We start from the raw sequence: 24,265 nt of genomic DNA on the forward strand, positions 1-24,265 counted from the left end.
GCGTCATGGCGAACGAACCCAGGACCCGCCGCGCCGGTGCCTTCGACGTCCGGACGGTGATCGCCCTGCTGATGGGCGTCTACGGCGCGGTGCTCACCGTGATGGGGCTGGGGGTCACCACCGAGGAGGAGATCGCCAAGTCCGCGGGCGTGAACATCAACCTGTGGGCGGGCGTCGGGATGCTGTTGTTCGCGGCCTCGTTCGTGCTCTGGGTGAAGCTGCGCCCGCTGACCGTCCCGGAGCAGACCGAGGAGGACAGCTCGCCCGCAGGCGAATGAGCAGGTTGGCCGGACGCGACCGGAGCGGTGCCGCTACCGTGCAGGGCGTGCTTTCTCGCGTTCCCATCCGGTCCGGTCGCGGCCTGCTCCCACTGGGGGCCGCGCTCGCGCTGCTGCTGGCAGGCTGCGGCCCGGACCTCGGCAAGGTCAACTTCCAGCGCACCACGGTGCCCGCGGAGTCCGGCGGCGGGCAGGGGCAGGTGCCGACCGGGCCGATCGACGATCCGGCGGTCACCGTGTCCGCACTGCGCACGGTGGACCCCTGCGGCCTGCTGACTCCCGAGCTGCTCGGCGAGCTGGGCACCCCCGGTGAGGTGAACGCCTCCGGCTGGGACGGCTGCAGCACCAGGATCACCGACGCGGGTGGCAAGCACATCCTGCTGTCCCTGCGGCTCGGTGAGTCGATCAGCGGCACCCGCACCGCGACCGGCAACGTCGAGGGCCTGCCACAGATCGAGAACAAACTGGACGAGACCAGTTGCTTCGTCACCGCCCAGACGTCCAAGGAGGACGGGCTGGGCATCACGGCGCAGGTCGACTACGAGGGCGGCGACCCGTGCGCACCCGGGCGTACCGCGTTGCGCAAGGTGATCCAGGCGATACACCAGGACCCGCCCCGGCTCGCCGAGGCCGAGGGGTCACTGGTCGGGGTCGATCCCTGCACCGGCATCGGGGACGAGCTGATCGCCGAGGTGCTGCCGGGTGAGGTGGAGCAGCGCAACGCCAACCTGCACACCTGCCGCTGGTCCGGATCCGGCCCGGAGGTGATGCTGCGGTTCCGGCTCGGCTACGCGCCCGATGACGGCACCGAGGTCGACCTCGGTGGCGGGGTCACCGGCTACCAGAAGTCGCTGGCCAGCGGCGGCCAGTGCGCCGTGACCTGGATGCACCGCCCGCTCGATGACAACCAGGGCGAACTGGCCGAGCTGGAGTACAGCAGCTACACGGCGCAGGAAGCCGATGGCGAGGATTCCTGTGCCAAGGCGGTGGACACGGCGAAGCAGGTGCTCGGTTCGCTGCCAGGAGCCTGAGCGTCCATCCCGGCCGCGCGTGGCGCGAGCGCGCCGTGGAGGGTAGGAAGGGTCCGTCAGCTACCCGCGCTGGAGGGCCGTATGAAGAAGATCATCAACGATCCGGCGGCGGTGGTCGCCGAATCGCTCGCCGGTCTCGCCGTTGCCCACGCCGACCTGGTACAGGTGCGGCAGGATCCGGCCGTCGTGGTGCGCTCGGACGCCCCGGTGGCCGGGCGGGTGGCCGTGGTCTCCGGTGGCGGCTCGGGACACGAACCGCTGCACGGTGGTTTCGTCGGGCCGGGCATGCTGCACGCCGCGGTACCCGGCCCGGTGTTCACCTCGCCGACCCCGGATGCCGTGCAGGCCGCGATCTCGGCGACCACCGGCGCTGCCGGTGCCCTGCTGGTGGTGAAGAACTACACCGGGGATGTGCTCAACTTCGAGACCGCGGCCGAACTGGCCGCGGCCGAGGACCTTGACGTACGCAGCGTGGTGATCGACGACGATGTCGCGGTGGCGGACTCCACCTTCACCGCGGGCAGGCGCGGGGTCGGCGGCACCGTGCTGCTGGAGAAGATCGTCGGCGCGGCGGCCGAGCGGGGCGACTCGCTGGACGCGGTGGAGGCACTGGCGCGCAAGGTGGTCGGCCAGGTGCGCTCGATCGGGGTCGCGCTCAGCGCGCCGGTGGTGCCGCACGTCGGCGCGCCCAGCTTCGAGCTCGGCGCGGACGAGATCGAGTTCGGGATCGGGATCCACGGCGAACCCGGCCGGGAACGTATTCCGGCCGAGTCCGCGGACGCACTGGTGGACCGGATGCTCGGCGCGGTGCTGGAGGACCTGCCGTTCCAGCGCGGCGACGAGGTACTGCTGTTCACCAACTCGATGGGCGGCACTCCGCAGCTGGAGCTGTACCTCGCGCACGGGATCGCCGAGCGGCTGCTCGGGGAACGGGGGATCGTGGTGCGGCGCAGGCTGGTCGGCCCCTACGTCACCAGCCTCGAGATGCAGGGGATCAGCCTGACCCTGCTGAAGCTGGACGACGAGCTGACCGGGCTGTGGGACGCGCCGGTGCGCACAGCGGCACTGCGCTGGGGGGTCTGACCATGGGATGCACGGCAAGCGATGTGGCCGGGGCGCTGCGCGCCGCATCCGAAGTGGTCACCGAGTATCGGGACGAGCTGGTCGAACTGGACCGGGTGATCGGGGACGCCGACCACGGGGAGAACCTGCAACGCGGGTTCGCCGCGGTCGTGTCCACTCTGGACACCGCAGTGCCGGAGACGCCGGGCGCGGTGCTGAAGGTCGCGGCGACCACGCTCATCTCCAAGGTCGGTGGTGCGGCGGGACCGTTGTACGGAACGGGGTTTCTGCGTGCCGCGACCGCGCTCGCCGACCGGTCCGAACTGGACGCTGCCGGGGTGGCCGAGGCTCTGCGCGCCGGCCTGGACGGGGTGCGGGCACGGGGGAAGGCCGAGCAGGGCGACGCGACCATGGTGGACGCGCTGATCCCGGCGGTGGAGGCCGCGCAGCGGGCGGCCGAGGCGGGCAGCGGGGTCGCCGAGGTGCTTTCCGCCGCCGCGGACGCCGCGGACAAGGGGGCCGAGTCCACCGTGCCGCTGGTAGCCCGCAAGGGCCGCGCCTCCTACCTGGGCGAGCGCAGCGCGGGACATCTGGACCCCGGTGCCAGGTCCACCGCCCTGCTGCTGCGCGCCATGGCAGGGGCGGCGCGGTGAAGGTCGCGTTGGTGTTGGTCGCGCACAGCGCGAAACTGGCGGAAGGACTCGCCGAGCTCGCCGGGCAGATGGCACCCGAGGTCACCGTGCTGCCCGCGGGCGGCCTGCCGGGTGGCGGGCTCGGCACCGACTACGACTCGGTGGTCGCCGCCGTGCAGCGGGCCGACTCCGGTGCTGGGGTAGTGCTGCTCTACGACCTCGGCAGCGCGCAGATGACCGCCGAACTCGCCGTGGAGTCGCTGCCGGAGGAGGGCACGGCCGTGGTCGCCGACGCGCCGTTCGTCGAGGGCGCGGTGGCCGCGGCGGTCGCCGCGCAGGGCGGTTCGACCAGGGACCAGGTGCTGGCGGCCGCCGCCGCGGCCGGAGCGCCCGCCGAGCCGGCCGCGGTCCCCGCCGAGCCGGACGGCCAGGACACCCGGCAGGCGGAGCTGACCCTGCGCAACGAGGTGGGGTTGCACGCCCGCCCGGCCGCGCTGCTGGCACGGGGCGTGGCCGACCTGGACGCCCAGGTACGGATCCGGATGGGCGGTACGGAGGTGGACGCGCACAGCGTGCTCGCCCTGATGTCGCTCGGCGCTCGGCAGGGCGACCGGATCGAGGTACTCGCCAGCGGGCGGCAGGCGCAGGAGGCGCTGGAGCGCATCACCTCCCTGGTGGAACGCGACTTCGAGGAATGACCCGTGGCCGCCCGGCCACACCGTTAGGGTGGCTGGTCATGACGGCTCGAGGGGTGCGGCGGGCAGCCGCGGTACTGGCGGTGGGTGTGCTCGGCGTGCTCGGTGGATGCGCAGGGGACGTCACCGGCAGTGCCGTGCCGGAGCCGGAGGAGCAGCCGCTGACCGTGGCCTCCTTCGGCGATCTGCGCACGCTCGATCCCTGTGGCCTCGCCCGGCCCGCGGCGTTCGCGGCACACGGGCAGGCCCGCCCGCTGCCCCGCCGGTCCTTCGACGAGTGCCTGGTTGCGGTCACCATCGGACAGGACAATGTGGAGGTCGAGTACGGGCTGCTGCGCCAGCTTGCCGCGCTGCCGGACCAGGGCAGGGAGATCGGCACCCTGTCCCGCGGGGTGCGGGTGCTGGAGACCGCGTCCGACGAGCGTTCCTGCGAGCGGCACCTTGTGCTGGCCGACGATATCGCGATCTCGGTGTTCGCCCAGCGCCAGGAACCGGACGCCGAGGTGAGCGCGGAGCAGATCTGCGCCGTCGCCAAGGCAGGGGTGGACGCGATCTTCGAGACCGTGCAGGCAGGCAGTGCCCCGCACTGGGACCCGCCGCACAACTCGCTGGCCCGGCTTTCGGCCTGTTCGGCGCTGCCCACCGACGAGGTGCTCGGGCTGCTCGGCCGCGCCTCCGCGGAGGAGGTCACCCTGTTCCCCGCGGAGCACCAGTGCATCTGGGGGCTGCCGGGCGGCGAGACGCCGAACGCGCAGCTGGACTTCGTGGTCAGCGCGGAGCAGGGGGCGACCGACGACGCCGCCGTGGAGCGGATCGCGGGCCGGTCCACCACGGTGGATCCGACCGGGACCGACACGCTGCGCGTGTGCACCATCCGCACCGAGCACATCGAGTTCAGCCAGGCCATCGAGGGGGAGCGGGAGTACGCCGTGGTCCGGACGCTGTTCCCGGCCGAAACCGGCACCGACCCGTGCGAGGTCGGCAGGAAGCTGGCCGAGCTGGCCTGGCCGGCATTACCACCGCGGTGAGTGTTTCCGCGGCCTTGACCGTCCGCTGATCGTCACTTACTCGATTCTGTTCGGTGACCGATCGTGATCATGGCCCACACATGGCACCATCAGACGTTCTACTAGCCGGTAACTTGTGGAGGTCGGCCGTGGGACGGGAGATCACGAAGGTCGGGGTCGTCGGGCTCGGCACGATGGGCTCCGGCATCGCGGAGGTACTGGCCCGCAGCGGGCTCGAGGTGACCGGGGTCGAGGTGAACGAGGAATGCGCGGCCCGTGGCCGAGGGCATATCGAGGGCTCCACCGAACGGGCGGTGCGCAAGGGCAAGCTGGACGAGGGGGAGCGGGACGCGCTGCTGCGCCGGATCCGGTACGTCACCTCGCTGCACGAACTCGCCGATGCGGACCTCGTGGTGGAGGCGATCCCGGAAAGCCTCGAGCTCAAGGCCGAGGTGTTCGCCCAGCTGGACAAGATCACCGGGCCGGAGACGGTACTGGCCTCCAACACCTCCGCCCTTTCCATCACCGAGATCGGGGTGCACACCACGCGTCCCGGCAAGGTGGTCGGGATGCACTTCTTCAACCCGGCCCCGGTGCTGCGGCTGATCGAGGTGGTGCGCACCGTGGTCACCGAGCCGGAGGTGGTCACCGAGGTCACCGCCTTCGCGGAACGCCTCGGCAAGACCCCGGTGGTGATCGGCGACCGGGCCGGGTTCATCGCCAACGCCCTGCTGTTCGGCTACCTCAACCACGCCGTGCGGATGTACGAGCAGCACTACGCAGGCAGGGAGGACCTGGACGCGGCGATGCGGCTCGGCTGCGGCTACCCGATGGGCCCGCTCGCCCTGCTCGACCTGATCGGGCTGGACACCGCATACGAGATCCTGGACACGATGTACCACCAGTCCCGGGACCGGCTGCACTCACCGGCGCCGCTGCTCAAGCAGATGATCACCGCAGGGTTGCTCGGCCGGAAGTCCGGCCGGGGTTTCTACACCTACGAGGCACCTGATTCCCCGGTCATCACGGCCGACGGCCAGGCAACGGAGTCCGCTTCGGAGGGTGAGGCCAGGCCAGTGGCCACGGTGGGCGTGGTCGGCACCGGCACGATGGCCACCGGCATCGTGGAGGTCTTCGCCCGGCGCGGCTACCCGGTGCTGCTACGGGCCCGGAGCGCGGAGAAGGCGGCGGCCGCGGTGGCGAAGGTGGGCAAGTCCCTGGACAAGGCGGTCAGCAAGGGCCGGATGTCCGGCGAGGATGCCGAGGCGACGCTGAACCGGATCACCCCGGTGGTGGAGTTCGCCGGGCTGACCGAGGCGGACCTGGTGATCGAGGCCGTCGCCGAGGACCTCGCGGTGAAACGGGCGGTGTTCGCGGCGCTGGACGAGGTGGCCAAACCCGGTGCGGTGCTGGCGACCACCACCTCTTCGCTGCCGGTGATCGAGTGCGCCGCGGCCACCACCCGCCCGGGTGCCGTGCTCGGCCTGCACTTCTTCAACCCCGCGCCGGTGATGAAGCTGGTGGAGGTGGTGAGCACGATCGCGACCGAACCGGAGGTGCTGGCCACCGGCAGGGCGGTCTGCGCCGCGGTCGGCAAGCATCCGGTCCGGTGCGGGGACCGCGCCGGGTTCATCGTGAACGCGCTGCTGTTCCCGTATCTCAACGACGCGGTGAAGATGCTGGAGGCGCACTACGCGCGGGCCGAGGACATCGACACGGCGATGAAGGTCGGCTGTGGGCTGCCGATGGGCCCCTTCGAGCTGCTGGACGTGGTCGGCCTGGACGTGTCGCTGGCGATCCAGCGCACCCTGTACGACGAGTTCCGCGAGGCCGGGTTCGCCCCGGCGCCGCTGCTGGAGCACCTGGTGACCGCGGGCAGGCTGGGCCGCAAGACCGGCAAGGGTTTCCGGGACTACACCCAGCGCGCGAGCTAGTTACAGCAGCCACCACCGCAGCAGCCGCCACCGTCGGCGGGCGCGGGCGTCGCGGCGCTGCCGGTCAGCGGGACCGTGGTGAGCAGCTTGACCGTGTCCCGATGCCCCTCCGGGCAGGTGGCGGGCGCGCCGGACTCGCTCATCGGCCTGCTCAGCTCGAAGGTGCCGGTGCATTCCCGGCAGCGGTAGGCGTAGGTCGGCATGCGTCCATTATCCGGGAGGTGCCGCGGATGGGAAGCTGGCGGCATGGACACAGCGGACGAGCCCATGCTGGACGAGCGGATCCCGCATCTCGCCACGGTGGTCCCGGCCACGCTCGCCGCGCTCGGCGTGGACGGCTGCCCCGACCCGCTCGGGTTTCCCGAGCTGACCGGGGCATGCGTGCTGCTGGTGGACGGGCTGGGCTGGGAGCTGCTGGAGCAGCACGCCGCGGACGCGCCGGTACTGGCCGGGCTGCGGCGCAGGCCGTTGCGGGTGGGCTACCCGGCGACCACGGTGGCCGGGCTGTCCGCGATCGGTACCGGGGTGCCCTCGGGGGAGCACGGGATGGCGGGTTACTCCTTCGAGGTCCCCGGGGCCGGGGTGCTCAACGCGCTGCGCTGGTGCGGCCATCCCGGCGGGGAGGACCTGCGCGGGGTGGCGGTTCCGGAGGAGGTACAGCCGCTGCCCACCACCTTCGCCACTGCCGCGGCCGCCGGGCTGGCGGTGCACGTGGTCTCCGCAGCCGAGTACAAGCACAGCGCGCTGACCAGGGCGGTGCTGCGCGGCGGCCGGTACGTCGGGGTGCATGCGCTTGGCGACCTCGCCGCGCGGGCGCTGGCCGCGATCGACGCCCCGGGCAGCTTCTGCTACGCCTACCACAGCGAGCTGGACATGCTCGGCCACGTGTACGGACCCGGTTCGCCGGAGTGGCGGATGCAGCTACGGCAGGTGGACCGCCTGGTGGAGTCCCTCGTGGCCGGGCTGCGGCCGGGAACGATGCTCGCGGTCGTCGCCGATCACGGCATGGTCGCGCTGGACGACACCGCGGTGGACGCGGATGACACCCCCGAGCTGCTCGCCGGGGTACGCGCCATCGGCGGCGAGGTCAGGGCGCGGCATGTGTACACCGAGGACGGTGCCGCCGGGGATGTGCTGGCCGCGTGGCAGGAGACACTCGGCGTGCGGGCGTGGGTGCTGCCGAGGGAGGAGGCGATCACGCGGGGCTGGTTCGGGCCGCGGGTCGCCGACCATGCGCGGCCCCGGATCGGGGATGTGGTTGCCGCCGCGCGCGGCCGGTCCGGGGTGCTGCGCGAGCTGGCCGAGCCGGTGGAGTCGGCGATGCGCGGCCAGCATGGTTCGCTGACCAGTGCCGAGCAGCTGGTCCCGCTGGCGCTCGCCTACGGCTGATCCGGTTCGGGCGGACGCTGGTTACCGTGGACTCGTGCCCCGACGTAACCGGCCCCGAGGCTCCCGTCCCGACCAGCCCTCCGCGGTCGGGGCGGCCACCGGCTGGGCCCGGCCGGAGTCCGGGCCGGACGGGGACTGGCTGGTGCGCAGCGTGCCGGGTTCGCAGGCAACGAAGTTCTACCGCTGCCCCGGCTGCGACCACGAGATCCGGCCGGGCGTGCCGCATGTGGTGGTCTGGCCCGCTGGCGAGACCGGTTCGGTCGAGGAACGCAGGCACTGGCACCGTGGCTGCTGGCAGGCGCGGACCCGGCGCGGGCCTACCCGACGCCGCTGATCACTTCCGGTAGAAGACGGCGGGAACGTCCTTGCCGCCCTCGAGGTAGGGACCTTCCTTGTGCAGCCGGAAGCCGAGCTTCTCGGCCACCCTGCGGGCCGGGGTGTTGTTCGGGTTTGTGACGACCACCACAGGCGCCTCGGGCATCTCCCGCTCGGACCACTCCACGGTCGGGGCCGCCATCTCCACGGCGTAGCCGTTGCCCCAGGCGCTGGGCCGGAACCGGTAGGCAAGGTTCAGCACCGTCTCGCCCTCGATCTCCTTGTACCGCACTCCGCCAAGGCCGACAACCGTGCCAGCGGCCGGTTCCTCGACCATCCAGTACCCGAACCCGTGCTCGGTCCATTGCCACAGCCATTCGGCGAAGATCGTCCTGGTCTCCTCCTCGTTCGGCGGGGGCCCGCCGTGCTCGTGGGTCGCCGGATCGGTCTGGATCTCGATGACGGTCGCGAGGTCGTCCTCGCGGATGCGGCGCAGCAGCAGCCGCTCGGTGCGGATATCGCGCAGTGTGTGGATCACGTAGGCGACACTAGCCCTGGGGTCGAACAGAATAGGGCGTATGACCAAGCTGCCACTTGTCCTGTTGCATGCCTTCCCGCTGGACTCCCGGATGTGGAACCGGGTCCGGGACCCGCTCGCCGAGCACACCCGGTTGATCACCCCCGACCAGCGCGGCCTCGGCCGGACCAGGCTGCCGGAGACCGACCGCGCGCCGAGCCTGGACGACGCCGCCCTGGACGTGCTGGCCATGCTGGACAAACTGGAGCTGGACCGGGTGGTGCTCGGCGGCTGCTCGATGGGCGGCTACCTCACCATGGCGGTGCTGCGCGCGGCCCCGGAGCGGATCGGCGGGCTGGTGCTGATCGACACCAAGGCCGGCGCGGACACTCCGGAGGCGGCCGCGAACCGGCTTTCCGTCGCAGACCGGGCCGAGGCCGAGGAACAGACCGGCTGGCTGGCCACCGCCATGCTGCCCAAGCTGCTCTCGGTCGGCACCCGCTACCGGCGCCCGGACATCGTGGAGACCGTGCGGGACCAGATCGAGTCCCAGCCGCCCGCCGGGGTCGCCTGGGCGCAGCGGGCGATGGCCGCCCGGCCGGACTCCACCGAGGCGCTGCGGGCCGCGGGCGTGCCCGCGCTGGTGCTGGTCGGCCAGGAGGACGGGATCACCCCACCGGAGCAGGCCAGGGCCATGGCTGAGGCGCTGCCCGCGGCCGAACTGGTGGAGGTGCCGCGCGCCGGGCACCTGAGCCCGCTGGAGGAGCCCGCCGCGGTGACCGAGGCGATCACCGCCTGGTACCGCACCCACTGCTAACCCACACCTGGCGGTGGCGGGTGGGTCTAGAGGTATTCCGCCAGTGCTGCTTGCGCTTCGGGTAGCCGGCCGGGGAAGCGCCGGGCGATCACGAACCGCCAGCACACCCCGAACAGCCGCCGCAGCTCGACGAACGGCGCCAGCTCATCCCGCCCCGGCGCGCCGGGGTAGGCGGCAAGTGCCGCGGCGCCGTCCATTCGGGTGGTCGTGGCCAGCGTGGCGAGGTCCCAGCCGAGCGGACCGCGCCAGCAGTCCTCGAAGTCGATCCAGCGCGGGCCCGCCGGCGTGCTGAGCAGGTTGCCGGGATGGGCGTCCCCGTGCAGCGCCTGCACCTGCCCGGCCGGGAGCTCCCCGGCCAGCCTGTGTGCCCGCTCCCGCAACGGTTCCGCGGCCGGGCCCAGCTCCCCGGTCAGGAGGCCGAGCATCCGGTGTACCTCGGCCAGTGGCCCGCCGGTCGGCAGCTCACCGGGATACTCGCGCAGGCACTCGTGCAGTTCGGCCAGGCTGCCCGCGACCTCGGCCGGAGCAGGCCGGTAGGACGTGACATGCGCTACATATCGCCACAAGGTCACCGGCAGGTCGCCCGCGTGGTGCGGCCCGGCGGGTGGGTCGGTGGACGGGGGCACCACCGGGGCGCCACGCCCGGCGAGGAATGCGGCCAGCGCCACATCACGGGCCAGCCAGGCCGCGGCGTCGGGCCGGGTCAGCAGCGTGGTCGCGGGCACCCTCGCGACCACCGGACCGAGTCTCACCAGCACGTTCGACCGTTCGGCCAGCACCTCGGGGGTATCCGCCGGCAGCCCGAACCGGGCGCCCACCGCCACGGCCGCGGCCACCGCCCGCGCCACGTATCCCTCGGCCACGGGGTGATCTTGCCAGCCTGTGCGCACCCGCGGGAGGGGTGCGGGATACGATCCCCCTTGAGCCGCCGGCGTTGGCGCCCCCGCCCGCAGGCTGCTGGACCACGCCGAACGGTGACCACCACAAAGTTGACAGCAGGAGGCAGGAGTGACGGCCGTAGCCCCCCAGCCGATTGCCACGCGTCCGTATCCGACGCGCGAGTCGGTGAAGGGTTCGTACCTGCTGCGGTTGTTCCGCACGACGGACCACAAGCAGATCGGCATCATGTACCTGGTCACGTCGTTCGCCTTCTTCATGGCGGGCGGCGCGATGGCGATGCTGATCCGCACCGAGCTGGCCCGCCCCGGGCAGCAGTTCCTTTCCGCGGAGCAGTACAACCAGCTGTTCACCATGCACGGCACGATCATGCTGCTGCTGTACGCGACCCCGATCCTGTTCGGGTTCGCGAACTTCATCCTGCCGTTGCAGATCGGTTCACCGGATGTGGCCTTCCCCCGGCTGAACGCCTTCTCCTACTGGCTGTACCTGTTCGGCGGCCTGATCGTGGTCTCCGGCTTCCTCACCCCAGGTGGCGCGGCCGACTTCGGCTGGTTCGCCTACACCCCGCTCTCGGATGCGATCCACTCGCCAGGAGTCGGCGCCGACCTGTGGATCTCCGGCCTGGTGGTCTCCGGTCTCGGCACGATCCTCGGTGCGGTCAACATGATCACCACCGTGGTCTGCCTGCGCGGACCCGGGATGACCATGTGGCGGATGCCGATCTTCACCTGGAACATCCTGATCACCAGCGTGCTGGTGCTGCTGGCCTTCCCGATCCTCACCGCCGCGCTGATGGGCCTGCTGGCGGACCGGCATCTCGGGGCGCATGTGTTCGACCCTGCCAATGGCGGGGTGATCCTGTGGCAGCACCTGTTCTGGTTCTTCGGCCACCCCGAGGTCTACATCGTCGCGCTGCCGTTCTTCGGCATCGTGTCCGAGATCTTCCCGGTGTTCAGCCGCAAGCCGATCTTCGGGTACAAGAGCCTGGTCTGGGCGACGCTGGCCATCGCCGCCCTGTCGGTCGCGGTGTGGGCGCACCACATGTACGCCACCGGTGCCGTACTGCTGCCGTTCTTCTCCTTCATGACCTTCCTGATCGCGGTGCCAACCGGGGTGAAGTTCTTCAACTGGATCGGCACCATGTGGAAGGGGCAGCTGTCCTTCGAGACGCCGATGCTGTTCTCCATCGGCTTCATCGTGACCTTCCTCTTCGGCGGTCTGTCCGGCATCCTGCTGGCCGCGCCCGCCATCGACTTCCACGTCTCGGACAGCTATTTCGTGGTGGCGCACTTCCACTACGTGCTCTACGGGACGATCGTGTTCGCCACCTTCGCCGGGATCTACTTCTGGTTCCCCAAGATCACCGGCCGGATGATGGACGAACCACTGGGCAAGCTGCACTTCTGGACCACGTTCATCGGGTTCCACGGCACCTTCCTCGTCCAGCACTGGCTGGGTAACGAGGGCATGCCGCGGCGCTACGCCGACTACCTGATCAGTGACGGGTTCACCACGCTGAACACGATCTCCACGATCGGCGCCTACATCCTCGGCGCATCCACGCTGCCCTTCATCTGGAACGTGTTCAAGAGCTACCGCTACGGCGAGATCGTGACCGTGGACGATCCCTGGGGTTACGGCAACTCGCTGGAGTGGGCCACCTCCTGCCCGCCGCCGCGGCACAACTTCACCGAGTTGCCGCGGATCCGGTCCGAGCGGCCGGCCTTCGAGCTGCACTACCCGCATATGGTCGAGCGGCTGCATTCCGAGGGGCACATCAGCTTCACCGGTAAGGCCGTGCCGCATCCCGCGGCCAAGAGCGCGCCATCGGAGGTACTCACCGAGGCCGCGGTCCCCGGCAGGCACGACAAGGACAACGCGAGCGAACAGTGAGCAGCACGCCGGTACTGATCACGACCACGGGTCCGGACAAGCCAGGCGTCTCCTCGGTACTCTTCGCGGCACTCGCCCGGCAGGGCGTCGAGGTGCTGGACGTCGAGCAGGTGGTCATCCGTGGCCACCTGGTGCTCGGCGTGCTGGTGGCGGTGGAGACCGACGCCGAGGGCCTGCAGGAGGCCGTCGAGCAGGCCATGGCCACCGTCTCGATGCAGGTCGAGGTGCGGATCGGGGACGCCATCGGTGATGACCCGTACGCGCAGGGCACCCAGGGCTCCAGCCACGTGGTGGTGGTGCTCGGCCGCCCGGTGACCGCGCGGGCGTTCACCGAGGTCGCGCGCAGGCTGGCCGCCCTGGACGCGAACATCGACGCGATCCGCAGCGTGGCCGACTACCCGGTGACCGGGCTGGAGGTCTACGTCTCGGTCGCCGAGGACACCCTGGTCGCCGACGGTGAGCTGCGCTCGGTGCTGGCCGATGTCGCCTCCAGCGTCGGTGTGGACGTCGCCGTGGAACGCGCCGGGCTGACCAGGCGGGCCAAGCGGCTGGTGGTCTTCGACGTGGACTCCACCCTGGTGCAGGGCGAGGTCATCGAGATGCTCGGCGCGCACGCCGGGGTCGAGCCGCAGATCCGGGAGATCACCGAGGCCGCGATGCGCGGCGAGCTGAACTTCACCGAATCACTGGAACGCAGGGTGGCGCTGCTGGAAGGCGTCCCGGCCGCCGCGCTGGACGAGGTCGCCGCCGCACTGGAACTCACCCCTGGCGCCCGCACCACGATTCGTACCCTCAAGCGGCTCGGCTTCCACTGCGGGGTGGTCTCCGGCGGGTTCACCCAGATCATCGAGCGGCTGGTGGACGAGCTCGGTCTCGACTTCGGGGCCGCGAACAACCTCGAGGTGGTGGACGGCAAGCTCACCGGCCGGGTGGTCGGCGAGGTGGTGGACCGCGAGGGCAAGGCCGCGGCGCTGCACCGGTTCGCCGCCGAGTACGACATCCCGCTCGGCCAGTGCGTCGCGGTCGGCGATGGGGCGAACGACATCGACATGCTCGCCGCGGCGGGTATGGGGGTGGCGTTCAACGCCAAGCCGGCGCTGCGTGAGGTCGCCGACACCGCGCTGTCCCACCCCTACCTCGATGCCGTGCTGTTCGTGCTCGGCGTCACCCGCGCCGAGGTGGAGGCGGCCGACTCCGCCGACGGCCTCCAGCTGCTGCGGCCGTGACGGTCCTGGAACCGCTCGCGGCCCGCTATGCCTCCTGGCTGAACTTGCCCGCGGCCGATACGGCCGACACCTCGGACGAGGATGCCGAGCAGGTCCGCGCCATGCCGGTGATCCTGCGGATCGAGCGGGCCACCCCACCGGACCGCACCGCGCTGCTGGAGGCGGCGGCCACCGCGGCCGTCGCCCTGTGCCTCGACGAACGCGCGGCGCCGGGCGGGGAGTGGCACGAGCAGGTGACGCACTGGATCGACGGCCGGATCCGCAAGGTCGCCCGCCGGGCCCGCGGTGCCCACTGGCACGCCGTGCGGGAACTGCCAGGGGTGACCGTGGAGGTGGCCGGCGCGCAGGCCCGCGCCCTGCTGCCGCTGCGGATCGCGGACACCCCAAGGGAGGTCACCCGGCTGCAGATCTCCGGCAGCGAGCTGCCTGCCGACGAGCCGGGCCCCGCGCCGGAGGGGCTGCCGGTGCTGTGGCTCAACCCCGGGATCAGCATGACCGTCGGCAAGGCCGCGGCCCAGGTCGGGCACGCCACCATGATCCTGGCCGCGTTGCTGGACCCCGGCAGGCTCGCCCGCTGGGCCGCCCAGGGCTACCGCTGCGCCGTCCGCACGCCCACCGCGGGGGAGTGGGCCGGGTTGCGCCCGGCGGACGATGCAGGCGCGGCGTGGCGTGCACGGTCCGTCGTGGCCGTCCGGGACGCCGGCTTCACCGAGATCGCCCCCGGAACCATCACCGTCCTGGCTCAGTGGCCGCGTCAGGACTTGGCGTCCGAGGCCTTCCAGACGACGTAGGCCTCATCGGCATCGGTGGTCATGGCTTCCACGAACTTGTCGTGGTCGAAGCCGGGCAGCATCTGCAACCGCTCCAGCAGGGCATCGGCCGCCGGGTCACCACTGGGAACCGCGGTACCCGCCCCGTCCGAACCTGCCAGCATGAAGAACACGTCCTCGTCCCACGGCCCCTCCGGAATCACTCTGATCACCACGGCGGACAGATCCGACCAGGTGACGGACTCCTCGCTGCCGTCGGCCAGCTGCCGGCGTACCCCGGTGTCGTCGACGCGGACCGCCCGGGACCGGGCGCTGGATGAGTCCTGGGACAACAGTTCTCTCCCTGCGGGTTGACGTTTTGTCCACGGTAGTCCGGTCCGTCCGCTGGTCACTCAGGTGGGGGCGGCGGCGTTCAGTCTGCGCAGCGCATCCCGGGCGACCTGGCGGTCGGTGGTGGGCCAGAACGGCGGCAGCGAGGCTCGCAGGAAACCGCCGTAGCGGGCCGTGGCCAGCCGGGAGTCCAGTACCGCCACCACACCCCGGTCGGTCATGGTGCGGTGCAGCCTGCCAGTGCCCTGCGCCAGCAGCAGGGCGGCGTGGGTGGCGGCGACGGTGAGGAAACCGTTGCCGCCACGCGCCTCCACCGCGCGCTGCCGGGCGGAGGACACCGGATCGTCCGGGCGCGGGAAGGGCAGCCGGTCCACCACGACCAGTTGCAACGAGGGCCCCGGCACATCCACGCCCTGCCACAGCGAGAGCGTGCCGAACAGGCAGGTGTGCTCGTCCTCGGCGAACTTGCGCACCAGCAGCGAGGTGGAATCCTCACCCTGGCACAGGATCGGGTGGTCGATCCGGCCGCGCAGCTCCTCGGTCGCCTGCTTGGCCGCGCGCATGGAGGAGAACAGCCCGAGGGTGCGCCCGCCTGCCGCGTCGATCAGCTCGGTCAGCTCGGTCAGCATCGGCTCGCCGAGCCCGTCCCTTCCCGGCGGCGGAAGGTGCTTGGCCACGTACAGGATGCCGTTGCGGCGGTAGTCGAAGGGCGAGCCGACGTCCAGGCCGGTCCACTCGATCACGTCCCCGTCCGCGGGCGGTGTCTTCTCCGTTGCGGTGCCGGGTGTCTTCTCCCCTTCGGCTCGCTCGGCCTGCTTGGCCGATGGCGGCAGGCCCCACTGCCGGGCCAGGGTGTCGAAGGTGCCGCCAAGGGTCAGGGTGGCCGAGGTGAGCACCGTGGTGTTCGCGCCGAAAACCCGCTCGCGCAGCAGCCCGGCCACGGCCAGCGGGGCCACCCGCAGCGTGGGCGGCCGGGGGTTGGCCGAGAACTGGTCGCTGCTCAGCCACACCACGTCCCGCTGGTTCGCCTGGTCCTCCTCGAATGCCTCCAGCAGGCGGACCGCGGTGTCGTGCACCTCCTCCAGCAGCGAACGGGCCAGTTTGCGCTGGGTGGCCTCCTCGACCTCCTCCTTGCGGTCGGAGCCGAGCGCGGTGAGGCAGGCATGGGCGGCGTCCCGGACCGCGGGCAGGGCACCGGCGAGCGGTTGCGGCAACGAGTCCATCCGGCCGGGGCTGAGGTCGTCCAGCACCAGCGCGAGCCCGTCGCCCGACTCCAGCAGCCGGTCGGCGACGCTCGCGTCGATGAGCTTGCCGCAGCGGCGGCTGGCCGCGGAGATCATCGCGCTGGTCAGCTCGCCGGTGGCCACCGAGGTGACCCGGTCGACCAGCTCGTGCGCCTCGTCGATGATCACCAGGTCGTGCTCGGGCAGCACCTGGTAGCCCTGCAGTGCGTCGATGGCGAGCAGCGCGTGGTTGGTCACCACCACATCCGCCCGGCCAGCCTCGGCCCTGGCCTGCTCGGCGAAGCAGTCGGTGCCGATCGGGCAGCGGGCGGCGCCGAGGCATTCCTTCGCGGTCACCGACACCTGCCGCCAGGCCCGCTCGGACACCCCTGGCACCAGCTCGTCCCGGTCCCCGGTCTCGGTTTCCGAGGACCATTCGTACAGGCGCTTGACCTCCTTGCCCATCTTGGAGACGTCGAAGGCGTCGAAAAGGCCCTCGTCCTCCGGCTCGTCGGCGGCGCCGGTGTCCAGCTTGTGCAGGCACAGGTAGTTGCGCCTGCCCTTGAGGATGGCGAAGGTCGGTTCCCTGCCGAGGGGTTTCTTCAGCGACTTGGCCAGCCGCGGCAGGTCCCGGTCCACCAGCTGGCGCTGCAGCGCGATCGTCGCGGTGGAGACCACCACGGTCGCCTCCTTCTGCACCGCGTAGCGGATGGCGGGCACGAGATAGGCCAGTGACTTCCCGGTGCCGGTTCCCGCCTGCACGGCGAGATGCTCGCCGGTGCGGACGGCGCGGGCGACCGCCTCGGCCATGTTGATCTGGCCCTCCCGCTCGGTGCCGCCGACGGCCTCCACCGCATGCGTGAGCAGCTCGCGGACACTGGGTAACTCGGAGCGTTCGGCCACGAAGCCAAACGGTACCCGGGGGTGCCGTCAGAATCGGGCGGGCGGTGGGCTCAGTGGTGCGAACGGATCCGTTCGACCAGCTTCCAGGTTCCCGGCAGCAGGCCGGCGGCGAGCACGATCTTCACCGCGTCACCGATCAGGAACGGAACCACGCCCATGGCGAGGCCGTCCGCGAGGCCCAGCGAGGCCGAGGCCATCAGCCAGGGCACGCCGACGGCGTAGATCGCCAGGTTGCCGAGCACCATCGTGCCCGCGGTGCGCAGCGGGGTGCGGTCACCGCCGCGCGCGGCCAGCGCGCCCACCAGGGCACCGGCGAACACGAAGCCGATGATGTACCCGGCGCTGGCGCCGAACAGCCCCGAGCTGGCGTTCTGGAACCATGGCACCCCGGCCGCGCCAGCCAGCAGGTACAGCAGCATCGCGGCGGCGCCACGCTGCCAGCCCAGCGCGGCCCCGGTGAGCAGGGCGGCGAAGGTCTGGCCGGTCATCGGCACCGGGCTGCCCGGAACCGGCAGCACGACCTGCGCCGCGAGCCCTGTGACCACCGCGCCGCCCGCGACCAGGGCGAGGTCGCGGGCCAGTGCGCCGGGTACGAGATCGGCGAGGACCGGGCGGCGGCCGGCAAGGGACAACGAAGACACGGATGACCTCCCAGCGAAACGAAAACTCCAGCGGAGGCTAGTGCGCGCCGCTCCGCCGCGGCCCGCGGAAGTCGTCTTTCTCACGACCTCGCTCGTGGCCGGCCTGGCCACTCGACCGGGTGGTGTGACCCGCCGCGGGTCAGGCTCGGCCCGCTCGCCGCCGATGTCGACAACGGGTAAGTACGGCACGGGGAATGGAGCGGGTGATGTCGAGGATCAACCGGGCGATGCTGGCGGCGGCGCTGAGTGGAGGGCTGCTGGGTGGCGGGCTGGCGGTACCGGCACAGGCCCAGGAGCAGGACTCGGAGTGGACCGCGCTGGCCGAGGGCTCGCTCGGCAGGGTGGACATGGTGGTGGGCGGACAGTCGGTACGGTCCGGCCCGATCGCCCGGTGCGACGCCGACGAGCAGCCACGCAACAACGCCGGGGTGGCGGTGGTCAGCCGGACCACCCGGTACGGCAGGGGTGAGACCGACTGCGGCCGGGACCAGCAGGGCACCGCCTCGGCCGAGGCGGGTGGCCAGCGGTTCAGCACGGAGATACTGCGCCAGTTCGGCGGCCCCACGATCGAGGTGCGCTCCTACGCCGCCCGTTGCCGGACGACGGGGAACGGCAGCAGCGGGTACATGGAGCTGAGCGGCATCTCCGGGTTCACCGTGCCGAGCGACATCCCGGTCAACCACACCGTCACCATCCCCGGCAAGCTGCCCGCGGACCCGCCGATGGCGGAGATCGTGGTGAACGAGGTGATCGTGCCGGACCCGCCGGACGGCAGCATGACCACCAACGCCCTGCACATCACGCTGTTCCCGGAGGGCGGCCCGGCCAGCGGGAGCCTGGTCGTCGGCAGCGCGAGCTGTGACCCCTTCGGCCTGCCCCGGAACCGGCCAACTCGCGTTCATGAACGGCCAACGCGCGGATGTGGACGGCCAACGCATGCGCGTGGACGGCAAACACGGCGTGCCATCGTGTTTGCCGTCCACGCGCACGCGTTTGCTGCCTACGCGCACGCGTTGGCTGTTGATCTACAGTCAGGCGGCCACCTTGGGCTCCCCTTCGAGGGCGACACCGGCCTCGCGCAGCTCCTCCATGGTGGTGTTCACGGAATCCTTGGCCACCCCGCGGTGAAGTCGAGGAGCACCCGGACGGTGAAACCCGCGCGGGCCGCGTCCAGCGCGGTCGCCCGCACGCAGTGGTCGGTGGCGATGCCGACCACGTCCACCGTGTCCACCCCGCGGGCCCGCAGCCAGCCAGCCAGGTCCGCGCCGGTCTCGGTATGCCCCTCGAAGCCGGAGTAGCCGTCGCTGTACTGGCCCTTGGAGAACACCGCCTCGATCGGCGCGACGTCCAGGTCCGGGTGGAAGGAGGCGCCCGCGGTCCCGGCGACGCAATGCCGCGGCCAGGACCGCACGAAGTCCGGTTCCTCGCTGAAATGCGCGCCGGGGTCGATGTGATAGTCCCTGGTGGCCACGATATGCGCGTATCCATCGGGTCCGAGCCCGAGCCTGCGGGAGATCGCGCCTGCCACCTCGGCGCCGCCCCGCACGGCCAGCGAGCCGCCCTCGCAGAAGTCGTTCTGCACGTCCACCACGATCAGTGCTTTCTCACCCATCTCATCCTCCATACGTCACTGGGTGAACACCGTCGGTATCGCGGGCTCGCCGTGGGACAGTTTCAGGCCCTCCCACGGCAGGCTCACCAGCGCCTTGCGCAGACGCTGCCTGCTGTCCTCCAGGGTGGGTAGATCCTCGACGGTTTGTCCACCGCGCACCAGCGGGATCTGCACCGGACGGTCGTACTGCCCGGCCGCAGGCGGCGAACCGGCGGGGTGGATGACTTCCTCGATCGCGGTGCCGGTCTCCTTGTGCCTGCGCAGGGCCGCCTTGCAGCCGCCGCGGGACTCCTTGTGCGTGCTGCGCTTGGCCACCGGCCGTCCATCCACCTCCACGAGTTTGTAGACCATGCCCGCGGTCGGCGCACCCGATCCGGTGACCACGGAAGTGCCGACCCCGTAGGCGTCCACCGGTTCCGCGCGCAGCGCCGCGATCGCGTGCTCGTCCAGGTCGCCGGAGACCACGATCCGGGTATCCCGGGCGCCGAGCGCGTCCAGTTGCTCGCGCGCCCTGCGGGCCAGCGGCCCGACATCGCCGGAGTCGATCCGCACCGCGCCGAGTTCGGGGCCGGCCACCCGGACGGCGGTCTCGATGCCCGCGGTGATGTCGTAGGTGTCCACCAGCACGGTGGTGTCGGTGCCCATCTTGGCGATCTGCGCCCGGACGGCCTCCTCCTCGTTGTCGTGCAACAGGATGAACGCATGCGCCACGGTGCCCCGGGTGGAGATTCCGTACCGGCGCCCGGCCTCCAGGTTCGAGGTGGTGGCGAACCCGGCCAGGTAGGCGGCCCTGGCCGCGGCCACTGCCGCGTACTCGTGCGTGCGGCGGCCACCCATCTCGATGATCGGCCTGCCGTGCGCGGCACTGGACATCCGCGCCGCGGCCGAGGCCACCGCGCTGTCGTGGTTCAGGATGGACAGCACCATCGTCTCCAGCACCACGGCCTCGGCGAAGCTGCCACGCACGGTGAGGATCGGGGATCCGGGGAAGTACAGCTCGCCCTCGGGGTAGCCGTCGATCTCCCCGGAGAACTCGTAGTCGGCCAGCCAGGCCAGGGTGGCGTCGTCCACCACCCCGGTGGACTCCAGCTGGGCCAGTTCGGCGTCGGTGAACCGGAAGTCGGCGATCGCGTCGAGTACCCGTGCGGTGCCCGCGACCACGCCGTAACGCCTGCCGTCGGGCAGCTTGCGGGCGAACACCTCGAACACGCACGGGCGCTCGCCGGTACCGTCGGCGAGCGCGCTGCTCAACATGGTCAGTTCGTAGTGATCGGTGAGTAGCGCCGTGCTCGCGTTCTGCTCTGCCATACCGCAAGCCTATTCACCGGATCCCGGGGTATGGCGGCCCTGCCGTCCCATGTGTTGGGCCGATCGTGACACCATGGGGATATGACCACGCCTGTCGAGGCCGAACAATCACTCGGTGCCGAACTGGGTGCCGAGGACAGACCGTGGCAGACGATCGTCTGGAACGACCCCGTGAACCTGATGTCGTACGTGACGTACGTTTTCCAGAAGATCTTCGGCTACAGCCGGGATCACGCCACGAAGCTGATGCTCGACGTGCATCACAAGGGCAAGGCCACGGTGTCCTCCGGCACCAAGGAGAAGGTCGAGGGTGACGTCGCCAAGCTGCACGCGGCCGGCTTGTGGGCAACGATGGAGCAACCGTGAAGACCTGGCGTCGTAAGGGCGCCAAGTTGCTCGCCGGTTTCGAGCAGCAGGAGGCCGCCGTGCTGCGCGGGCTGGTGAGCCAGCTGGAGGACATGCTGCGGGCGCGCGCCGAGGAGGCGCCGCAGGACGAGCTCGCCGAGCTGACCGGGATCAAGACCGGCCCCTCGGAGTCGCCGAACGATCCGGTGCTGTCCCGGCTGCTGCCGGACTTCCACCGGCTGGACCCGGACAACCCCGCCAAGGAAGACCTCGACTCGGCCGCAGCCCTGCGTTCCCTGCACGAGCCCGAGGTGCTCGAGGCCAAGGTCGGGGTGGCCACGGTCGTGCTGAACACGCTGTCACCCGATGGTGGGGATGTGCGGCTGACCTTCGAGCAGGCCGACGCCTGGCTGTCCGCGCTGAATGACGTCCGGCTCGCGCTGGGCACCGCGCTGGACGTCACCGAGGAGATGCCGGACGAGCTGCCCGAGGACGACCCGCGCTCGGCCCACCTCGGGGTGTACCACTGGCTGACCTGGGTGCAGGAAAGCCTGGTACAGGCGATGAGCGACTAGCCAGGCCGATTGGGTGCCGCGATGCTGAACGCGATCACCGACGTCGGAGGGGTGCTGGTCGGCCACCACCACCGGCTCGGTGACGGCTGGGCCACCGGCACCACCGTGGTGCTGGTGCCGGATGGCGCCACCGGCGCGGTGGACCAGCGCGGCGGCGCGCCCGGCACCAGGGAGACCAACCTGCTGGAGCCGGAGAACCTGGTGCGGCGGGTGAACGCGGTCTGCCTCTCCGGCGGCAGCGCCTACGGTCTTGCCGCCGCCGACGGTGTCATGCGCTGGCACGCCGAGCGGCACCGTGGCCTCCCGGTCGGCACCGAGCCGCACCAGGTGGTGCCGATCGTGCCCGCGGCGGTGCTGTTCGACCTGCCGCGCGGTGGCTGGGGCAACCGGCCGGACGCCGAGTTCGGTTACGCCGCCTGCACGGCCGCCGCGGACGGCGCGGTCGAACAGGGCACGGTCGGCGCGGGGGCCGGGGCACAGGTCGGCTCGCTCAAGGGCGGAGTGGGCACCGCCGCCGAGCGGGTGAACGAGTTCACCGTCGGCGCGCTGGCGGTGGTGAACGCGGCGGGGGAGGCCGTCCGGTTCACCGATGGCCGCCCGTTCGCCGCCGACCACGAGGTGGACGGCGAGTTCGGGGTGGCATGGCCGGACCGGCCCGCCGAGCGGCCGGACACCACGGGCACGGTGCTGAACACCACCATCGGGGTGGTGGCGGTGGACGCGGACCTTTCCAAGGCGGAGTGTCGCAGGCTCGCCGTCGCCGCCCAGGACGGGCTGGCCCGCGCGGTGCGGCCCGCACACTCGATGTTCGACGGCGACACGGTGTTCGCATTGGCCACCGGGCACCGGGAACTGCCGGAGGGCAGAGGGCCGTTCGGCGAGGTGGCCAGGGCGGCGGCGCTCGACACCCTCTGCGCGGCCGCGGCAAGGACCTTCGCCCGCGCCATGGTGCGCGGCCTGCTTACGGCCAGAGCGGTACCCGGGCTGCCCGCCTACCGCGACCTGTGGCCGGAGGCGTTCGCAGGCGGGGACTGAGTGTCTGTTCTCACGGTGTGGACACTCCCTGTCCAGCACGTAAGATGGCGGCGTGCTTCGGATCCGCCGTGACCTCGTCGACGAGATCGTCGCCCATGCCCGCCGGGATCACCCGGACGAGGCATGCGGGGTGATCGCAGGCCCGGATGGCAGCGACCGGCCGGAGCGGTTCATCCCGATGCTGAACGCGGCGCGTTCGCCCACATTCTACGAGTTCGACTCCGGTGACCTGCTCAGGCTCTACCGCGAGATGGACGCGAACGACGAGGTGCCGGTGGTGATCTACCACTCGCACACCGCCACCGAGGCCTACCCTTCGCGGACCGACGTGTCCTATGCCTCCGAGCCGTTCGCGCACTACGTCCTGGTCTCCACCAGGGACCCCGAGAAGCACGAGTTCCGCTCGTTCCGCATCGTCGACGGAGTGGTCACCGAGGAGCCGGTCGAGGTCGTCGAGTCCTACATGTTCGCGCATACCGGAAGCGACGACACCCCCGACGCCTGAACCCCGCCGCGCGGAGCGGTGGAATATCCGCGCGTCCCCGAACGTCTGCCGAAGAAGAACCCGCAAGCGGAGGTAACCCATGGCCGTGACCGTGTCCATCCCGACGATCCTGCGTACGCACACCGGGGGTGAGAAGTCCGTCGAGGCGTCCGGCAGCACCGTGCTGGAGGTCATCGACGACATCGAGGCCCGGCACGGTGGCCTCAAGGACCGCCTGGTCAAGGACGAGAAGCTGCACCGGTTCGTGAACGTCTACGTGAACGACGAGGACGTCCGGTTCGCCGGTGGCCTCGCGGCCGAGGTGAAGGACGGCGACACGCTGACCATCCTTCCCGCGGTCGCCGGCGGCGCGCGCTGACGAAATGGCTCGCTACGAGTCGCTGCTCGACGCGCTCGGGGGTACGCCGCTGATCGGCCTGCCCCGGCTGTCGCCGACCGACGGGGTCCGGCTCTGGGCCAAGCTGGAGGACCGCAACCCGACCGGCTCGATCAAGGACCGGCCCGCGCTGGCCATGATCGAGGCCGCCGAGCGTGAGGGCAGGTTGTACCGCGGCGCCACCATCCTGGAGCCGACCTCGGGCAACACCGGCATCTCGCTGGCCATGGCCGCCAAGCTCAAGGGCTACGGCCTGGTGTGCGTGATGCCGGAGAACACCTCGGCCGAGCGCAGGCAGTTGCTGCAGGCCTACGGCGCCCGGATCGTGTTCTCCCCGGCCGCTGGCGGATCCAACGAGGCCGTGCGCAGGGCCAAGGAGCTGGCCGAGGCCAACCCGGACTGGGTGCTGCTCTACCAGTACGGCAACCCGGCCAACATCGAGGCGCACTACTCGGGGACCGGCCCCGAACTGCTCAAGGACCTGCCGACCGTGACCCACTTCGTCGGCGGTCTCGGCACCACCGGCACCCTGGTCGGGGTCGGCAGGTACCTGCACGAGAACAAGCCGGGGGTGCAGATCGTCGCGGCCGAGCCGCGCTACGGCGAGCTGGTGTACGGCCTGCGCAACCTGGACGAGGGCTTCGTACCCGAGCTGTACGACCCGGACGTGCTCACCGGCCGCTACTCGGTCGGCGCCTACGACGCCCTGCGGCGCACCCGCGAGCTGCTGGAGCACGAGGGCATCTTCGCCGGCATCTCCACCGGCGCGGTGCTGCACGCCGCGCTGGCCGTCGCCGAGAAGGCCGCGGCCAAGGGCGAGCAGGCCGATGTGGCGTTCGTGGTCGCCGACGCGGGCTGGAAGTACCTTTCCACCGGCGCCTACAGCGGCTCCCTCGACGAGGCCGCCGAGCGGCTGGACGGCCAGCTCTGGGCCTGATTGGCTGGC

Annotated in this window: 26 protein-coding genes and 2 pseudogenes; 20 read left to right on the forward strand and 8 right to left on the reverse strand. The window is 71.3% G+C overall.

The window, feature by feature from the left end; genetic code table 11:
• Positions 1-5: 5 nt before the first annotated feature.
• The 7 genes from KOI47_RS08770 to KOI47_RS08800 all read left to right on the forward strand — a co-directional run bounded on the left by KOI47_RS08770 (position 6) and on the right by KOI47_RS08800 (position 6,639).
• Entirely contained in the window at positions 6-278 is a 273-nt protein-coding gene (locus KOI47_RS08770) for a hypothetical protein (protein WP_216215489.1), read from the forward strand.
• Between the two features lie 47 nt (positions 279-325).
• Positions 326-1,309: a DUF3558 family protein gene (locus KOI47_RS08775; RefSeq protein WP_216215490.1), complete on the forward strand. Its 984-nt coding sequence runs from the start codon at positions 326-328 to the stop codon at positions 1,307-1,309.
• A gap of 81 nt (positions 1,310-1,390) precedes the next feature.
• A complete protein-coding gene (gene dhaK, locus KOI47_RS08780; RefSeq protein WP_216215491.1) occupies positions 1,391-2,392 on the forward strand; it encodes a dihydroxyacetone kinase subunit DhaK in 1,002 nt (333 codons plus the stop codon).
• Positions 2,393-2,394: 2 nt separating this feature from the next.
• Positions 2,395-3,024, forward strand: a complete 630-nt coding sequence (gene dhaL / locus KOI47_RS08785; RefSeq protein ID WP_216215492.1) for a dihydroxyacetone kinase subunit DhaL — start codon at positions 2,395-2,397, stop codon at positions 3,022-3,024.
• On the forward strand, positions 3,021-3,701 hold the full coding sequence (gene dhaM / locus KOI47_RS08790; RefSeq protein WP_216215493.1) for a dihydroxyacetone kinase phosphoryl donor subunit DhaM: 681 nt from the start codon (positions 3,021-3,023) through the stop codon (positions 3,699-3,701). Before dhaL ends, dhaM begins: the two co-directional genes overlap by 4 nt.
• Positions 3,702-3,739: 38 nt before the next feature.
• Complete coding sequence (locus KOI47_RS08795; protein ID WP_216215494.1) at positions 3,740-4,726, forward strand: hypothetical protein; 987 nt, start codon at positions 3,740-3,742, stop codon at positions 4,724-4,726.
• Positions 4,727-4,854: 128 nt separating this feature from the next.
• Positions 4,855-6,639 carry a 3-hydroxyacyl-CoA dehydrogenase family protein gene (locus KOI47_RS08800; RefSeq protein ID WP_216215495.1) on the forward strand — a complete coding sequence of 595 codons (1,785 nt, stop codon included), beginning with the start codon at positions 4,855-4,857 and terminating at the stop codon, positions 6,637-6,639.
• Here KOI47_RS08800 and KOI47_RS08805 read toward each other — a convergent pair.
• Entirely contained in the window at positions 6,636-6,842 is a 207-nt protein-coding gene (locus KOI47_RS08805; protein WP_216215496.1) for an FmdB family zinc ribbon protein, read from the reverse strand. The two genes, KOI47_RS08800 and KOI47_RS08805, sit on opposite strands and share 4 nt — an antisense overlap.
• 43 nt (positions 6,843-6,885) lie before the next feature.
• Between KOI47_RS08805 and KOI47_RS08810 the strand changes: the two genes are divergently transcribed.
• The gene (locus tag KOI47_RS08810) at positions 6,886-8,028 is read left to right on the forward strand and encodes an alkaline phosphatase family protein (RefSeq protein WP_216215497.1); all 1,143 of its coding nucleotides are present in this window, start codon (positions 6,886-6,888) and stop codon (positions 8,026-8,028) included.
• 34 nt (positions 8,029-8,062) lie between these two features.
• Positions 8,063-8,362 (forward strand): hypothetical protein, encoded by a 300-nt coding sequence (locus KOI47_RS08815; RefSeq protein WP_216215498.1) that lies wholly within the window; start codon positions 8,063-8,065, stop codon positions 8,360-8,362.
• Here the strand turns inward: KOI47_RS08815 and KOI47_RS08820 are convergent, their stop codons facing one another.
• A complete protein-coding gene (locus tag KOI47_RS08820) occupies positions 8,363-8,881 on the reverse strand; it encodes a GNAT family N-acetyltransferase (RefSeq protein ID WP_332461449.1) in 519 nt (172 codons plus the stop codon).
• Between the two features lie 40 nt (positions 8,882-8,921).
• On the opposite strand from KOI47_RS08820, the gene KOI47_RS08825 reads away from it, so the two are divergent.
• Complete coding sequence (locus KOI47_RS08825) at positions 8,922-9,677, forward strand: alpha/beta fold hydrolase (protein WP_216215499.1); 756 nt, start codon at positions 8,922-8,924, stop codon at positions 9,675-9,677.
• 26 nt (positions 9,678-9,703) lie between these two features.
• On the opposite strand, the gene KOI47_RS08830 is transcribed toward KOI47_RS08825, so the two are convergent.
• Positions 9,704-10,540 (reverse strand): aminoglycoside phosphotransferase family protein, encoded by an 837-nt coding sequence (locus tag KOI47_RS08830; RefSeq protein WP_216215500.1) that lies wholly within the window; start codon positions 10,538-10,540, stop codon positions 9,704-9,706.
• A gap of 145 nt (positions 10,541-10,685) precedes the next feature.
• Between KOI47_RS08830 and ctaD the strand changes: the two genes are divergently transcribed.
• Genes ctaD through KOI47_RS08845 form a run of 3 tightly spaced genes read left to right on the forward strand, consistent with a single transcriptional unit; the run spans position 10,686 to position 14,487 of the window.
• Positions 10,686-12,470 (forward strand): aa3-type cytochrome oxidase subunit I, encoded by a 1,785-nt coding sequence (gene ctaD, locus KOI47_RS08835; protein WP_216215501.1) that lies wholly within the window; start codon positions 10,686-10,688, stop codon positions 12,468-12,470.
• The gene (serB, locus tag KOI47_RS08840) at positions 12,467-13,696 is read left to right on the forward strand and encodes a phosphoserine phosphatase SerB (protein ID WP_216215502.1); all 1,230 of its coding nucleotides are present in this window, start codon (positions 12,467-12,469) and stop codon (positions 13,694-13,696) included. The genes ctaD and serB overlap by 4 nt, the downstream gene beginning before the upstream one ends.
• Positions 13,693-14,487, forward strand: coding sequence for a peptidyl-tRNA hydrolase (locus tag KOI47_RS08845; protein ID WP_216215503.1), 795 nt, complete (start codon positions 13,693-13,695; stop codon positions 14,485-14,487). Before serB ends, KOI47_RS08845 begins: the two co-directional genes overlap by 4 nt.
• On the opposite strand, the gene KOI47_RS08850 is transcribed toward KOI47_RS08845, so the two are convergent.
• The 3 genes from KOI47_RS08850 to KOI47_RS08860 are packed head-to-tail and all read right to left on the reverse strand — an operon-like array spanning position 14,451 to position 17,563.
• Complete coding sequence (locus tag KOI47_RS08850) at positions 14,451-14,798, reverse strand: hypothetical protein (protein ID WP_216215504.1); 348 nt, start codon at positions 14,796-14,798, stop codon at positions 14,451-14,453. The two genes, KOI47_RS08845 and KOI47_RS08850, sit on opposite strands and share 37 nt — an antisense overlap.
• A gap of 60 nt (positions 14,799-14,858) precedes the next feature.
• Complete coding sequence (locus KOI47_RS08855) at positions 14,859-16,922, reverse strand: ATP-dependent DNA helicase (protein WP_216215505.1); 2,064 nt, start codon at positions 16,920-16,922, stop codon at positions 14,859-14,861.
• Positions 16,923-16,972: 50 nt separating this feature from the next.
• A complete protein-coding gene (locus KOI47_RS08860) occupies positions 16,973-17,563 on the reverse strand; it encodes a biotin transporter BioY (RefSeq protein WP_216215506.1) in 591 nt (196 codons plus the stop codon).
• A 347-nt stretch (positions 17,564-17,910) separates the two neighbouring features.
• Between KOI47_RS08860 and KOI47_RS36240 the strand changes: the two are divergent.
• A pseudogene (locus KOI47_RS36240) lies at positions 17,911-18,366 on the forward strand (choice-of-anchor P family protein); the annotation flags it as partial.
• A gap of 228 nt (positions 18,367-18,594) precedes the next feature.
• Here the strand turns inward: KOI47_RS36240 and KOI47_RS08875 are convergent.
• Both KOI47_RS08875 and KOI47_RS08880 read right to left on the reverse strand, forming a co-directional pair.
• A pseudogene (locus KOI47_RS08875) lies at positions 18,595-19,175 on the reverse strand (nicotinamidase).
• A gap of 15 nt (positions 19,176-19,190) precedes the next feature.
• Positions 19,191-20,483, reverse strand: a complete 1,293-nt coding sequence (locus KOI47_RS08880) for a nicotinate phosphoribosyltransferase (protein WP_216215509.1) — start codon at positions 20,481-20,483, stop codon at positions 19,191-19,193.
• Between the two features lie 81 nt (positions 20,484-20,564).
• Here KOI47_RS08880 and clpS point away from each other — a divergent pair, with 81 nt between their 5' ends.
• The 6 genes from clpS to KOI47_RS08910 all read left to right on the forward strand — a co-directional run bounded on the left by clpS (position 20,565) and on the right by KOI47_RS08910 (position 24,256).
• A complete protein-coding gene (clpS, locus tag KOI47_RS08885; protein WP_216215510.1) occupies positions 20,565-20,849 on the forward strand; it encodes an ATP-dependent Clp protease adapter ClpS in 285 nt (94 codons plus the stop codon).
• Entirely contained in the window at positions 20,846-21,403 is a 558-nt protein-coding gene (locus KOI47_RS08890) for a DUF2017 domain-containing protein (RefSeq protein WP_216215511.1), read from the forward strand. The genes clpS and KOI47_RS08890 overlap by 4 nt, the downstream gene beginning before the upstream one ends.
• 21 nt (positions 21,404-21,424) lie before the next feature.
• Complete coding sequence (locus tag KOI47_RS08895) at positions 21,425-22,438, forward strand: P1 family peptidase (protein ID WP_216215512.1); 1,014 nt, start codon at positions 21,425-21,427, stop codon at positions 22,436-22,438.
• Positions 22,439-22,490: 52 nt separating this feature from the next.
• Positions 22,491-22,943 (forward strand): Mov34/MPN/PAD-1 family protein, encoded by a 453-nt coding sequence (locus tag KOI47_RS08900; RefSeq protein ID WP_216215513.1) that lies wholly within the window; start codon positions 22,491-22,493, stop codon positions 22,941-22,943.
• Between the two features lie 79 nt (positions 22,944-23,022).
• Positions 23,023-23,301 (forward strand): MoaD/ThiS family protein, encoded by a 279-nt coding sequence (locus KOI47_RS08905; protein WP_216215514.1) that lies wholly within the window; start codon positions 23,023-23,025, stop codon positions 23,299-23,301.
• Positions 23,302-23,305: 4 nt separating this feature from the next.
• On the forward strand, positions 23,306-24,256 hold the full coding sequence (locus KOI47_RS08910; protein WP_216215515.1) for a PLP-dependent cysteine synthase family protein: 951 nt from the start codon (positions 23,306-23,308) through the stop codon (positions 24,254-24,256).
• The last annotated feature ends 9 nt before the right edge of the window (positions 24,257-24,265 follow it).

The sequence above is a fragment of the Amycolatopsis aidingensis genome (assembly GCF_018885265.1).
Lineage (GTDB): Bacteria > Actinomycetota > Actinomycetes > Mycobacteriales > Pseudonocardiaceae > Amycolatopsis > Amycolatopsis aidingensis.